Source organism: Marinobacterium marinum, from assembly GCF_013868415.1.
GTDB lineage: Bacteria > Pseudomonadota > Gammaproteobacteria > Pseudomonadales > Balneatricaceae > Marinobacterium > Marinobacterium marinum.
The window spans coordinates 53,524-67,822 of the sequence record NZ_JACEMT010000042.1 but is presented as its reverse complement, the minus strand read 5'-3'; the positions used below and the strand labels follow the sequence as shown (position 1 = coordinate 67,822).

Annotated in this window: 10 protein-coding genes; 9 read left to right on the top strand and 1 reads right to left on the bottom strand. The window is 52.2% G+C overall.

Annotation, left to right across the window (positions count from 1 at the left end; genetic code table 11):
* The first annotated feature begins 84 nt into the window (after positions 1-84).
* Genes tnpA through tnpC form a run of 3 tightly spaced genes read left to right on the top strand, consistent with a single transcriptional unit; the run spans position 85 to position 2,502 of the window.
* Positions 85-402 (top strand): IS66 family insertion sequence element accessory protein TnpA, encoded by a 318-nt coding sequence (gene tnpA, locus H1S06_RS07110; RefSeq protein ID WP_181736330.1) that lies wholly within the window; start codon positions 85-87, stop codon positions 400-402.
* A complete protein-coding gene (gene tnpB, locus H1S06_RS07105; protein WP_181736331.1) occupies positions 402-770 on the top strand; it encodes an IS66 family insertion sequence element accessory protein TnpB in 369 nt (122 codons plus the stop codon). Before tnpA ends, tnpB begins: the two co-directional genes overlap by 1 nt.
* 46 nt (positions 771-816) lie before the next feature.
* Positions 817-2,502, top strand: a complete 1,686-nt coding sequence (gene tnpC, locus H1S06_RS07100; protein ID WP_181736332.1) for an IS66 family transposase — start codon at positions 817-819, stop codon at positions 2,500-2,502.
* A gap of 323 nt (positions 2,503-2,825) precedes the next feature.
* On the opposite strand, the gene H1S06_RS07095 is transcribed toward tnpC, so the two are convergent.
* A complete protein-coding gene (locus H1S06_RS07095; protein WP_181738661.1) occupies positions 2,826-3,728 on the bottom strand; it encodes a WYL domain-containing transcriptional regulator in 903 nt (300 codons plus the stop codon).
* 246 nt (positions 3,729-3,974) lie between these two features.
* Here H1S06_RS07095 and H1S06_RS07090 point away from each other — a divergent pair, with 246 nt between their 5' ends.
* From H1S06_RS07090 to H1S06_RS07065, 6 genes are all read left to right on the top strand, one after another.
* Positions 3,975-5,465 carry a Wadjet anti-phage system protein JetA family protein gene (locus tag H1S06_RS07090; protein WP_181738660.1) on the top strand — a complete coding sequence of 497 codons (1,491 nt, stop codon included), beginning with the start codon at positions 3,975-3,977 and terminating at the stop codon, positions 5,463-5,465.
* A 2-nt stretch (positions 5,466-5,467) separates the two neighbouring features.
* Positions 5,468-6,184: a DUF4194 domain-containing protein gene (locus H1S06_RS07085; protein WP_181738658.1), complete on the top strand. Its 717-nt coding sequence runs from the start codon at positions 5,468-5,470 to the stop codon at positions 6,182-6,184.
* Positions 6,171-9,851, top strand: a complete 3,681-nt coding sequence (locus tag H1S06_RS07080; RefSeq protein ID WP_181738656.1) for an SbcC/MukB-like Walker B domain-containing protein — start codon at positions 6,171-6,173, stop codon at positions 9,849-9,851. The genes H1S06_RS07085 and H1S06_RS07080 overlap by 14 nt, the downstream gene beginning before the upstream one ends.
* Positions 9,835-11,028 (top strand): hypothetical protein, encoded by a 1,194-nt coding sequence (locus tag H1S06_RS07075; RefSeq protein ID WP_181738654.1) that lies wholly within the window; start codon positions 9,835-9,837, stop codon positions 11,026-11,028. The genes H1S06_RS07080 and H1S06_RS07075 overlap by 17 nt, the downstream gene beginning before the upstream one ends.
* A 145-nt stretch (positions 11,029-11,173) precedes the next feature.
* Positions 11,174-12,952 carry a type I restriction-modification system subunit M gene (locus tag H1S06_RS07070; protein ID WP_181738651.1) on the top strand — a complete coding sequence of 593 codons (1,779 nt, stop codon included), beginning with the start codon at positions 11,174-11,176 and terminating at the stop codon, positions 12,950-12,952.
* Positions 12,945-14,297: a restriction endonuclease subunit S gene (locus H1S06_RS07065; RefSeq protein ID WP_181738649.1), complete on the top strand. Its 1,353-nt coding sequence runs from the start codon at positions 12,945-12,947 to the stop codon at positions 14,295-14,297. The genes H1S06_RS07070 and H1S06_RS07065 overlap by 8 nt, the downstream gene beginning before the upstream one ends.
* Positions 14,298-14,299 lie beyond the last annotated feature (2 nt).

Here is a 14,299-nt window from a genome sequence, read left to right as displayed (position 1 = left end):
GTAAGCGCCCTTAAATCAGCACCTTTTTTCCAGCCACTGACCGCCGCACACTGATTCCATCGTCACCTACGCGAGGAATCCAGCATGAACTCAGCCGAGCGCACACACTACTGGCAACAGCACATTGAACACTGGCGTGATACCGGGCTATCCGGTGCTGCTTTCTGCAAACAGCAGTCACTGTCCTATCACCAGTTTGTCTATTGGCGCCGCAAGCTCGAAGGTACAGATGATGCGACCGATACCGAGCGTACACCAACATCCGGCTTTGCTCGCGTCACCCAGGTGGCCGCTTCACCGCTATCGGATGATCTGACCCTGAAGCTTCCCGGCGGCATGGCCATTACAGGGCTGCATGCCGGTAATGTCGACCTGCTCGGCGCGATCCTGAGGCAGCTCTGATGAAACCGCGGTATCTTCGTCCCTCTCGGTCCATGCCCGAGATCTATCTGTACCGTGAGCCCATTGATTTTCGCAAGCAGGCCAATGGTCTGGCGGTGCTGATTGAACAGGAGTTGGGACAGAACCCCTTCACCGGTGCGCTGTATGCCTTCACCAACCGACAGCGTAACAAGATCAAGTGCCTGATGTGGGAGGACAACGGCTTTATCCTCTATTACAAGGCGCTGGCCGAAGAGAAATTCAAGTGGCCGAGCCCGGCTGATGAGCTCATGCCGTTGACCGGCGAGCAGATCAACTGGCTGCTCGATGGCTATGATATCAGCCTGCTGCAAGGCCATAAAACCTTGCAGTATGAGGCCGTTGGATAGCCGGTTTTGGGTGCTTCAACTGGCTGTTTTTGATATAATTTTGCCCATGAAAACACAGCCCGAAACCACCTCAAAGACGCCTGATATCAGCAGTTTATCGACCGCTGACTTGCTGTCGATGGTGGCCGGGCTGCAGCAGCAACTGGCCTCGAAAGAGGATGAGCTTGAACGGCAAAACCAAGTGCTTGAGCAGCGGGATCAGGCCGTCAAAGCGCGTGACCGGCAACTCCAGCAGCGCGAGCAATACATCCTGTTGCTGGAAGAGATGCTGCGCTTGCAACGCATCCAGCGGTTCGCGGCCAGCAGTGAGAAAACGGCCCACCAGATCCACCTCTTCGATGAGTCCGAACTGGAAGCCGAGATCGATCAGCTGCGGGATCAGCTCCCGGACGATATTGAAGCCGCTGAAGGTGATACCCCTGCTGTCACGCCTGCACCCAAGCGCCGTCAGCGCGGCTTCTCCGATCACCTGCTGCGTGAGCGTATCGAGCTGCAGCTGAGTGATGAAGAGAAGGCCGGGGCGGTCAAAACCTTCTTCACCAAGGTCAAGGAAGAGCTGGACTATATCCCCGCCCAGCTCAAAGTACTGGAATACTGGCAGGAAAAAGCGGTGTTCGAGGAGAACGGCGACGAGCGTATCCTGGCCGCGGCTCGCCCGACACACCCGCTGGGCAAATGCATCGCCACCCCGGCCCTGCTGGCCTACCTGATCACCTCCAAATATGCCGATGGTCTGCCGTTGTATCGGCAAGAGCAGATGTTCAAGCGTCTGGGCCATGAGCTGTGCCGCACCCGCATGGCGCACTGGATCATCCGTCTGGATGAGGTGTTCAAACCCCTGATCAACCTGATGCGGGAAGCGCAGAACAGTGCGGCCTACCTGCAGGCTGACGAAACCCGGATCCAGGTACTCAAAGAGGATGGCAAAGCCGCCCAATCCGATAAATGGATGTGGGTGACCCGTGGCGGACCACCGGGCCAACCTTCCGTCCTGTTCGCCTATGATCCCTCTCGAAGTGGAGCGGTGCCCGTGCGCCTGCTTGATGACTTCAAGGGTGTGCTGCAGGCGGATGGTTACTCCGGTTATGCGCCGATCTGTTCAGCCAATGAGCTGACCCGTATCGGCTGCTGGGATCACGCCCGCCGTAAGTTTATCGAAGCGACCAAAGGGGCCAAGCCGGCGGGTAAAGGCAAACAGACCAAGCTGTCCAAAGCGGATGTGGCACTTGGCCACATCAACAAGCTGTATGCCATCGAGCGTCAGATCAAGGACCTGAACCCTAACGAACGCTACCGGATCCGTCAGGAGCTGAGCCTCCCCAAACTGGAAGTGTTCAAGTCTTGGCTGGATGCGAACGTGGGGCGTGTGATGAAAGGCGGGCTAACTCGCAAAGCGATGGAATACACCCTGAACCAGTGGCCCACCCTGATCGGCTACTGTAAGCGGGGTGACCTGCATATCAGCAACGTACTGGCCGAGAATGCCATCCGCCCGTTCGCCGTGGGGCGCAAGGCCTGGTTGTTCGCGGATACTCCGCAGGGCGCTCACGCCAGTGCCACCTGTTACTCCCTGATCGAAACGGCCAAAGCCAACGACCTGGAACCCTCGGCGTACATCCGGCATGTGCTGGAGCGCATCGCCGATGCTGACACCCTGGAAAAGCTGGAGCGACTGCTGCCCTGGAATGTTGAGCTGGAACGTACTTCAAAAAAAGTGGCGCAGTACAGTTAAGGGCAAGTGGGTCGTTTTAACGGCGGATACGTAAACTGAGCGGTGGATAACGACCGGCCAAGCACCCAAATAGCCTTATGAGGCCGATGTCGGGAGCTATAAAACTGCCGGCACTAAAACAGGGAGGTTTACAGCTCAAGGAAATTCAGGAATCGCAGGTTCCGCTGAATAACGAGTCAGACAGCTAATCTCCGAAGTGTCCGCTGTAACGGGGAAAACCCCCAATCCCAATTGGGTCAATACTGAATGGTGCTCCCTGCATGCGCTCTCTTCCTTGTCGTGTTGACCGGTCCTGTAAATAATACTACTGGAACATGATTCCCCTAGGTATTCGCTGCCTTTTCGGCTGTGTTATCAAATGAGAGCTCTTGGACCTGATCATAGTCTGCCAACACGATGGGAAAAGCTGCGGGGTTTTGATCTTCGTCTTTCTTCAACGGAGCAGTAGGGACCTGCATCAGCTGTAGTAAGTAGATTGCCAATGCACGGCGTGTCGATATGAGCATTTCGCTGTCTTCAAAGCAGCGTTCCAACCGCACCATTGCCTGCTGAGCAGGAGTTAAGCTTGGGTTGGGGATCAGCTTTAATTCAATTTCGTTCTGCCACATCAAATCTTCGTTTGGCTCTACAAGCGGCTCGCCATGCAGCTCACCACATTCCAGAATGCGTGCTAAAACAAAGTCACGAAATTCACGGTTACTTTCGCAATATGCCCGCACATGCCAACGATACCCGCTCGATACCAGGGTATGTGGGGAAACAATACGTTCTTCTCCCTCAGGGTGTTTGAACGAAGCATAAACCAACTCAAGTCGCTGATGCTTGCGACATGCCTCGACTATCTTCCTGACGACATCAGGATCTGCCCGGCGGGATGGTGCCCTGACGACTTGTGTATTGGGGCTCGGTAGCTCAACACGTTCGACGAACCCTTCAAGTAAACTATGGGAGTCCAGAAGATTGAGGTATTCATCCACGAAGCCGGCCGTGAAGACAGGCTTAAAATCAGAGGAGGGAGTGTAACCTTTCAGCTTTGTATCATATGCCAAGTTGTGGGGCGCCAGCTCTTTGTACTGGTTGATATCACGTGATGCCTGCTGGCGCTTGATTCCAAACATGCTGCAAAGGTGGTTCGTCGTCAGTCTTCCTTCCCACTGCGCGATGATTTCAATATAGCGATAGCGCAGTAGCACTTCCCACTTAAGGTCGGCAATCGCCCCTGTCATAGCTATGTCCCCTCAATGGTATATGTAGCCTTGAATCAACATGTACATGTATACAGATCTTACATGTATTGAAATAGTACACTAGTCTATCTACACATGAAGGAGGCCCGCTCAGTTGATGTTTTACTCACTGCAACCGACGGGCGAATAGACTAACATCGGAAGGAAACGTAGTAGGCAGGAAGCCGGCGTGAAAAGGTAGAGCTAATCCCTTTTACCCATCTTCACGGATTGAAGGAACGGCATATGACGTATCGAAACAACTTTTTCGTTGGCAGCAACACCCACTTTTTCTCGCCCCTAAGCGGCAAGTTTCGGGAGCAAGCCTATCAGTGTGTCTGCGAACTCTATGATCAGGTAAATGGTCCGGAGTGTGATTTCCGCTCGACGCTAAGCCGTCGTGATGTACTCGATACTTTTGAGCATGTCATAAGGCACACCCCTCAGCTGGACAGCGACGGCGAAGCACCGCCGTCAGATAAGTCTGATAGTCGCGATCTCGCAAACCAACTGCTCCGCAAATTGATCGATTGTGGCTGGCTCGAAACCTATCGAGACCCCAGTCATATGCGTACATCCTATCGGTTTACCTGGTTCGGCCGACGTTTTGCGACTGTATTTACCCAAGATCAGGATGACATCCAGATTGATACCCAAAATAGTCGTTCAACCCTGGTACACCTGCGCAGCTTCGTAGATCGCTATCAGTCAGAGCAGGTGATCGACACCGACGCATTAATGATGGCCGTACGCTTTTCGCGAGGCGTCGTTAATGACTTTACCGAAGCGATCGAGCATACGGTTAGTCAACGTGTCCAATTAATCGCGACCATTAACGAAGGCTTACAAGAGGCGCGGGCCCGAGGACAGCACACCTTGGAGTACATGGCGGGCCCCCTGATGCAGGAACTCTCCGATCGCTTCCTGCGTGACAATATCGACCTGTTCAACCGTGAAATACTCGACCTTCTGACCACCATTATGACCTGGCCGGTCCAAGTCCGGGCCGACATCGAAAGGCGGCTGCGCAAACGTCACACCAAGCTGCTGGAAAAGCTCATCCAACTGAGACCCCACCCGTTTCTTCTGGCCTGGGCGAATGAGCAGATCGAACGCTACGTGGAGCAGGCAAGCCAAGTGCTGATGCCCGAATTACGGCGTGAAGTCCGCTCCCTGGTACATCGAGCCAAAATGCATTTCGATTATCTTAATCGGCTCAACTATCAATCGGACTCCGCGGACTCAATTCTGAGCGTGATCAGGCGCCTGGAAGCCCTGAGTGTGGAGGAGAAGCAATCGGTGCTTGAACATGCGTCGACCTATGGTGCGGGAATCGACATACACCTGACAAACATTGATCAAGTGACACCCCCGAAATCCATCACGAGGAAGGCTGAGGTCAACACGGTCGAAGCAATCCCTGAATTAAGCGACGATGAAAAGCGTCGCTTGCTAATTGAGCGTGCCATCAATGAGAGCTTTCAGGCGAACAGCCTTGAGGTCAGGGACTACATTATCAGCGCACTCCATGAAACCCGATTTGTGCAGATGCATGAGCTCCCTGTGACCTCCACCAAGGAATTGATTTGTGCACTCAACGCGCTATCCCATGCGGGTATTAGTGCTATCAATCCGGTTTCTGGCAAACCGCTATTCAGAATAACCCCCCTTAAAGAGCGCATGAGCAATGACTATTTTGATGCGCCCAATTACGAAATCGAATACCTCGGAGACTGAGCATGTTGACTGACAGCATCCAGGCGGCGGCCCAACGACGCGGTCTTTCCCTCGAAACCTTCCGAAAGGTCATTTTGCGCCTTCTAGGCCGGCAAGTTATTTATCGCTTGAAGAGTCAGCGTGATCGTGAGCTATTCGATGCATTCTTGATGTTAAGGGAATCCGTGACCGACTATCTCGAAGTCATGGGAGTCCGGCTCGCCGTTAATGAACAGGGCGGTTTCGTGATCGCATATCCTCCGGGCAGTTCGGTTCCTGGAGCTGAGGAAGAAGTGTTAATCGACCTTGGCACCGACATACAGCGACGCCTGAAAGGGGAGGAAAAAGGGCTTCTGTTGGCGCTGCGTATGATCTTTGAAGATACCTTGCGGGCAGGCACACTCACTGACGATGGCCTGGCAATGACCGAGCTCAGTACGGTGTATACACGTTATCAGCAGATTGTAGGCCGAGAGATGGCCGGCAATGTGACCGAACGAGACAAGTCCTTTGACCGGCTCAAGCGCATGTCAGTGATACACCAGTGTGGTGATATCCATGATAGCGAGAGCCTGCTGAGCATCACCCCAATTGTCGAATATTTTTCGCTGAGTTCAGTCACCAATGCATTGTCAGATGTCGAGGCAGGGGAGTCCTTGACGCCGAACCTAGCCGCATCTGAATCGACCCAAAAACAAAATACCCGTTCATCAGAGGAGGATGGAAATGTACCTGGATAATCTTGGGCTGATCAACTGGGCCAATTTGCCCAATCAGCATTTCCATTTCGATCGCATCAACATGATCAACGGCGAGTCTGGTACTGGTAAGACAACGCTACTTGATGCCATTCAAACCCTGATGACAGCCGCTAAAAAAGGATTATACCAATACAACGCCGGACAAGATGAAGTTTCTCAGAGTAGCCGTAAGCGTAAAGGCCGTTCGCTGGCATCCTATGTGCTGGGCTGTGATGAAGAGCGTTATGCCCGCGTGAACCCTTGTTCGGGTTACATTATCGGTAACTTCTCTCCCTCACCTGAAGACCAGGGTACAGGGCCATTCTGTGCCGTCATTGGGATCAGCGCAGAGTTGGAAGTAACCGGAAAACAGCGGGATGCGCGAGAACGCAACATGCAGACTCTGGTCATCACCGGATCACATCTGGATATCCAAGACCTGATGGTTGAAACGGAAAGCGGGCAGAAAGTCGCCGCCAGCGTGTCAAACCTGGAGCGCCACTTGAAATTCACCCAGCCCGCACTATTCAAGCAAGCCTATTTTCCCCGGGGGAAAGACGACTACCTGTGCAAGCTATACGGTACGCTGCATGGTAAGGGTGCGGTCAGCTCATTGGATGCAACCACGTCAGCGAAGCAATTAAGCCGGTTTATGGCCTACAAGAGCCTGGACGATGTGAATGCCTTTGTTCGCGATACGATTCTTGAGCCTGAGGATATGTCATCGGCTATCCGGGAGATTGCCCAGCTCATGCGCAACGTCGACGCGATGCACCAAGAAGCCAAGCAGATTCAGGCGGGCGTACAGTTGCTGGAGCAGGCCGAAACACATGGACATAAGGCGCTAAAGCTCATTATCAACGAACAGTGCGCCAGCTACGAGCAATTCACCCGGGCAATACATAGTACTCAGAGGGAAGCAAATGACCTAGGAGTCCGCATTCGCCACGCTGAAGAAAACGCCAAACAGTCTGAGGACAAAGCTGAAGCAGTTAAAGGGATTAGAGGGAAAAAGCAGGAGGAAGCTGGTCTCCTAAGAATCAAACTCGAAAGCATCCCTGTAATGGCCCAGAAAAAGGCGATTGAGGACAACATAAAACGCCTGTCTGAGGAACTGAATCAGTCTGGTGCTGAAGTGCTTCACCAAGAGCAGCAACGCCAGGGCCAGATCGCGAATCTTGAGAACTGGAAGCAGTGCTTGTCACAACAGGAAGAGGCTGTAGGTGTACTGATCCCGGATCAATCGACTCTAATCGAGTGGAGCCAACGCCTGGAGCAGACCTGCCAAGCCCTTACTAATCCTGAAATCCAGGTTCAATCCTGGGCCAGGGAAGGCTCGATACCCGATGACGCAATGTCCTTGCTTACACCAATCAGTGACCTGACGTCTGAATTGAAAGACGCCGTAGCGAACACCATCGAAGAATGGCGCGAGAAGAAATATACCCAAAAGCAACTTCGAAAAGAGGCTGATGATGCTGTCGAAAGCCTGGAGAAGGAGATAGACCAGCTGGAAAGAAACCAGCTGCGCTATCCTCAGGACACAAAAGCCGCCTTACACCTGTTGCAGGATCAGTTACCGGATGCAAAGACTCGAGTTTTATGTGAATTCATCGAGGTAACCGATCCAGATTGGCAAATGGCGATAGAGTCGATCGTCGGCAACCAGCGTTTCTCACTCATCGTAGAGCCCGATTACGAAGAGGCAGCCGTCAGTTTGATCGAGAAGTTCAAACTCAGTCGCGCCATTATTATTCAGGGACACCGGGCGTTAACCCAGGGAAAAGGGTTAGTGGATCGATCAATTGTTCACCTGATGCGCATCGATGACCCCATTGCTCAAGCCTACATCTCTGCGGCTTATGGCAACGTAGAGCAGATCTTCCATTTTACAGACTTGAAACGGGCGGTACGGGGCTTAATGGCGAATGGCCGCTCTGCCGGTTCCTTTACCTACCGGGTTAGCCGGCTAACCGAAGGTGACCTGGTATTCGGTGCCGCTGCACGACAGCGAGCGCTTGAGGCCAAAAAGCGCCAGTTACCCCGTCTGCATGCAGAACTGAAAAAGACATCGGAGATTGAGCGGGGTATCGATCGTTGGGTAGCTTGCTCAAATGAAGTCGTCAGGGTGGCACTGGCAGCTGCCATTGAAACAATGCGCCAACAGCAATCGAGCCTTGCTCGTGAGCAGCGTGTCCTTGAGCAGCTGGATATCACTGATCATACTGAGCTTCAAAAGGCACTAGACGAGCTAGTTGAAGCCATAAAAGGGCTAGAGGACGAGGAAAAACGGTTAATTCGATTAGCTTCGGGACTCGTAAAAGAAGCCGAAACCCTGACCAGCGCCCAAAAGGAAAAACAGAAAGAAGTCATCAAGTTTGAACGCCTTCAAGGCCTGCATCAGGGGATTCTTGCAGGTCTCGTTCATCGCGGTGCAGCAATCGAGCTCGAGCAGCTGTTCGACCAGGTAGATGACAATTTGGAACAGGAGACTATCCTTTTTTCAAATAACGACAGCTATCAGGGCAACTTGGTTAACTCTATACAGGGTCTCACGTCCAAGGTCATGGAGTTCAATCGCGCTGGAATCAACAGTCTTCAAATCGCATCCGCCAGCCTGGAACCTGCTGCTCCAAAACCACACGAAGAGTCGGTTGTTCTCACCCAGTTCGCCGCGATCAAAACCGTGGCTGACAAGGTGGAACAGTCACTGGAGCGTCTCCGTGACCATGTATTGGCTGCGCATCAACAGCAACTGGCTGCACTGTCTGAGCAGTTCAACAAGATCTTCGTCTCCAACCTGTGCCACGGTGTCTACAACAAGGTGGGCGAGGGTGCCGACAAGCTCAAAAGCTACAACCGGAAGCTGAGCCAACACATTTTCGGTCGTGAGCACTATAAATTCGCTTTTGAGTTCATCCCGGAATACCGCGACTACTATGATTTTTTCAAAGAAGTCGTGGAACTGAACCAAAAAAGCATGGATGAACATACGCTGTCCCTTTTTGCCGAGGAAACGGGAGGCTCACTCAGCGAAGAGGGACAGCGCATTTTCGATGACCTAAAGGACAAATTACTGGGCAAGGATGGAGAACCGGTTGAAACTGCCATCGAACATCTTAAGCACCTAACCGACTACCGTAATTACCGCAGTTACGACATTCTGAAAGTGCTGCCGGATAACCATGAGATATCCCTCAAGACCAATGCATCAGGCTCGGGTGGGCAGTCCGAAAGCCCCGGCTATGTCATTCGTGCTGCTGGTCTTTCTTCGGCACTCAAGGTCGAAGACTCTGCCAGCGCGCTCAGAATGGTGTTGATCGATGAGAGCTTTGCCAAGATGGACGGTCCCCGGAGCCGAGAAGTCATCCAGTATTTAAGCGACACTCTCGGTTTCCAAGTGATCTTCGTTGTGCCGACGATCAAAATGGGCACCTATGTCACCCTGGTCAATCGGCAGTTTGAGGTTATCAAGACGATCGCGCCTCATAGAAGGGGCGAGCTGGATACCCTGGTCACCGTCAGTGACAAGAACTTGAACGCCTCAACCATTCATGGGCTAGTTGGGAAAGACCAGCAGCGGATAAAGGCTCATTACGACAACATGGAGCTGATGAGCCTGCTCGCTGAATTTGACGGGGAGGGTGCGCATGTCAACGAGGGCTGAAGACATTACTCACCTTGACGCAAGCATCCAACGCCTGCTGCATTCACTGCTGGATAAGGTTGATAAGCAGCCTTTTGAGGCGCGCAGCAATAAGGTCAGTGGCCCGCTTAGCCGAATAAAAGGATTAGCAAGCCCGGAACAGCCAGGTCAGGATCAAGATCTTTGGGATCAGCTCAAGGCACTGGAGCAGGTTCAGCTGATTCATCTCGATATGAAGGCGCGAGTTGACTGTTTGGCAGATCCCTGGCGCAGTTGCCGCCGTATTGTTCTGTTACCAGAGCAGGAAAGCGCGCTGCGTGAGGCCTTAAATCGTCCGGACCCCCGCATTGGCCGGGGTGCTTTCGAGGCACTTAAAGCTGCCTACCCGGTATGGAAAGCCCCGGAACTGCTTCAGCCATCTTTTTGCCCCGGGGGAGTGGAGTACGAAGAATGGTTAAACGGGCTTGCCCAGATTCCTGATGTTATCGAGGCAGCGCGACAGCAAAGCCGGAAGCTGAGTTGTTATCAAATTAGTGCTCGTGTCTTTCAGGGGCGCTCGAAACTGCTCACCGACAAGGAGGCGTGGCTCGAAGCGCTCTTTGGTCTACCAGGCGCAATCCTGGTACGCCCGCTCATTGTGAATGTCTCATTGGTTGCCGAGCCAGAGCAGCTGCTATTCATTGAGAATAAGGACACCTACCGTGACCTGGCCGGTTCCCACCAACGCACCCTCTTTGGTTTGGAAAAGACGGTGTTGATCTACTCGGAAGGCTTCATGGCTGGCGCAGAAAGGGTCCGGGAGAGGGCGGGTGTTGCTCTGCATCTAGACAGCGAGGGTGCGCATGATGAGAAAAATATTAACTGGCTTTACAATGCTTTATTGGCCACAGATAAAGTGTCTTCTTATTTTTTTGGCGACATGGACTGGGCTGGCGCGCAGATTCTACAGCGACTGATGTCTGTGTTCCCTGGCTTGCGTGCATGGCGTCCAGGTTATCAGACAATGCTTGAGTTTTTGGGCAGAGATAACGGCTATATGTCTGGGAAAATAGATACGCTACAGTCACGCGGTCATACACTCGATATGGCAAGCAAGCAGGGGCAGAGACCTATCGCTGCAACAGGGGATAGATGGTTTGACGAAAACATATTGCCGTTGGTTGCGGCGGGGTGCTGTTTGGATCAGGAAGTACTCTGAGTAACTTCGTGGCTGCAATCAAAACTCGTGTGAAGAGGGCGCCAGCATGTTGAAAAGCGTCTGTGATATGCTTCATCCAAAATATTTTCATTGGCTACAAGGCCTTAGTAGCCAACTGCATCACTTCAAGGAATGCTGATACATCATGAGCCACACAATAACCCTCCAACAACTCGAATCCTTCCTCTGGGGCGCAGCCGACATCCTGCGCGGGAATATGGACGCATCCGAGTACAAGGATTACATCTTCGGCATGATGTTCCTCAAGCGTCTGTCCGATGCCTTTGAAGAGGCGCAGGAAGGCGTGGTTCAGTACTACCTCGACAAGGGCAAGAGTGAAGAGCAGGCCCGTGACTTGGCCAATGATGAAGATGAATACGATGAAACCTTCTACATTCCGCCCGTTGCACGCTGGGAAGCACTGAAAGACCTCAAGCACGATATCGGTGCCGAGCTGAACAAGGCCACCGAGGCCATTGAAGAGTACAACCCCACACTGGAAGGGGTACTGGTCTCCATCGACTTCAACATCAAGAACAAGCTGTCTGACAAAAAGCTGCGCGACCTGCTCAGCCACTTCAGCCAGCACCGCCTGCGTAATGAAGACTTCGAGCGTCCTGACCTGCTGGGTGCGGCCTACGAATACCTGATCAAAAAATTTGCCGACAGCGCAGGTAAGAAAGGCGGTGAGTTCTATACCCCGCATGAAGTGGTCGAGCTGTTGATCTCCCTGCTCAAGCCCCACGCTGGCATGCGTATCTACGACCCTACAGCGGGCTCTGGCGGCATGCTGGTGCAAACCCGACACTACCTTGCCCGAAATGGCGAAAACCCCGCCAATCTGTCTCTGTTCGGTCAGGAGATGAACCTGAACACCTGGGCCATCTGCAAGATGAACATGTTCCTGCATGGCGTTTACAGTGCGGACATCCGCAAGGGCGATACCTTGCGTGAGCCCCAGCATACCCAGCAGGGTGCGCTGATGACCTTCGACCGTGTGGTGGCCAACCCGCCGTTCAGTCTTAAGAAGTGGGGTAAGGAAGAAGCGGATAACGATGCCTATGGCCGTTTCCCCTATGGCACACCACCTGTGGGTCAGGGTGACTTGGCGTTTGTGCAGCACATGATCGCCAGCCTCAATGCTGAAGGCATGATGGGCGTGGTAATGCCGCACGGTGTGCTGTTCCGTGGCTCCAGCGAGAAAGCGATTCGCAAGGGCATTCTGGAAGACGACCTGCTGGAAGCGGTGATCGGCCTGCCATCTGCTCTCTTCTATGGCACCGGCATTCCCGCTTGCCTGTTAATCATCAACAAGAACAAACCCACCGAGCGAATCAACAAAGTTCTGTTCATCAACGGCGAGCTGGAGTTTGAAGAGGGCAAGAACCAGAACAAGCTGCGCCCCGAGGATATCGGCAAGATCGTCGATACCTTCGAGCATTACCGTGAGATCAAACGCTACTCCAAGGTGGTGCACCTCGATGAGATCGAAGAGAACGACTACAACCTGAACATCCGCCGCTATGCTGATACCTCACCACCGCCCGAAATCTTCGATGTGCGTGCCATCCTCCATGGCGGCATCCCCGTGCGTGAAGTGGAAAGCGAGTATATCCGTGAAGAGATTCTGGAAGACTTCGATGTAAGCCTGGTGTTCAACCGCCGCGATGACGACTACTTCGAATTTAAATCCCATATCGATACCAAGGAGGCGATCCGCGAAACCGTTGAAGGCCATGCGGATGACGCACAGGGAGGTGCTAATGTCGCGGGAGGCAGGACGCCGGAAGCGGCTGCCAAAGTGATTACCCAACTGGAACGCTGGTGGGACAAGTATCGTGTGTCGCTGAATGAGTTGGATACACAGGTGGCTGAAGCCGAGAGCCTGATGAAGGGGTACCTGAAGGAGCTGGGTTATGAGTGACGTGAAGGGATTCACTAACACCGCGAGCGCAGGATGCGCTGGAGCGGTGAATGCAGTTCCTGAAGGGTGGGATGTAGTTCCATTAAGTGAGTTTTGCTTGGGTATTCGTGGCGTTTCATATAAGCCCGAGGATTTATCACCAACTAAAACTGACAATACCGTCACGCTGCTTCGATCAAATAATATTCAGTCGGGTAGCTTATACCTCTCTGATGTACAGCATGTAGATCAGACAAAAGTTAGTAATAAGCAAATTGCCAACGAAGGTGATATCGCAGTATGTATGTCTAATGGGAGTAAGCGACTAGTAGGTAAGTCTGCTGCTTTTGATGTTATCCCTAATGGAAATAGATTAACGGTAGGGGCTTTTTGTAGCATTTTTCGTCCACTGGAATCAGTCAGTGCTCGATTTGTAGAGCAGATTTTCAATTCTGATCAATTCCAGAGGCAAGTTGATTTTTCATTGGCTGGCAGTGCAATTAACAACTTAAAAAATAGTGATGTTGTTGAGTACCAGTTTGCTAAGCCCCCACTCCCCGAACAACAAAAAATCGCCGCCATCCTGTCATCTGTCGATGATGTGATCGAAAAAACACGCGCACAGATCGACAAGCTGAAAGACCTGAAAACCGGCATGATGCAGGAGCTGCTGACCAAAGGAATCGGGCCAGATGGAAAGCCGCATACGGAGTTTAAGGACTCACCGGTGGGGAGGATTCCTGTCAGCTGGGAGGTTTGTACATTAGGAGAGATCACAAAAGACAGCGCATTCGGACCGAGATTTTCTTCGGATTTTTATTCGGAAACCGGCAATTTTGGCTGTATTCGAACAACTGACATAAATGAAAATTGGGACATAGATTATTCAACAGTACCGCTGGCTCAGCTCAATTTTAATGAGTTTCAAAGTCATATATTAAGGGACGGTGATTTGTTGGTAACCCGTTCTGGAACGTGCGGAGTAGTCGATGTCTTTCAAGAACAGCCATTGCCCATGATAGCCGCTGCATTCCTTATACGTTTTCGCCTTCTGGATTCGGTTAATCCTTGGTTTGTGCGAAGTGTAATGATGTCAACAAGCACTCAAGAATCGATACAAATGCTCGCTTCTGGTGGGGTACAAAAAAATCTATCCGGAACCAATTTGAAGACGCTACCGCTTCCATTGCCAAGTAAAGAAGAGCAGGACCAAATAGTCTGCTGCATCAACTCAGTTAGCAAAAAAATTGCAGTTATCGAGAAAAGGAAAGATCTCTTAACTTCTCTAAAAAAAGCCCTAATGCAAGATCTGCTAACCGGCAAAGTCAGAGTGAACGTTGAAGACAAGGAGGTAGCGGTGGGCTAAGC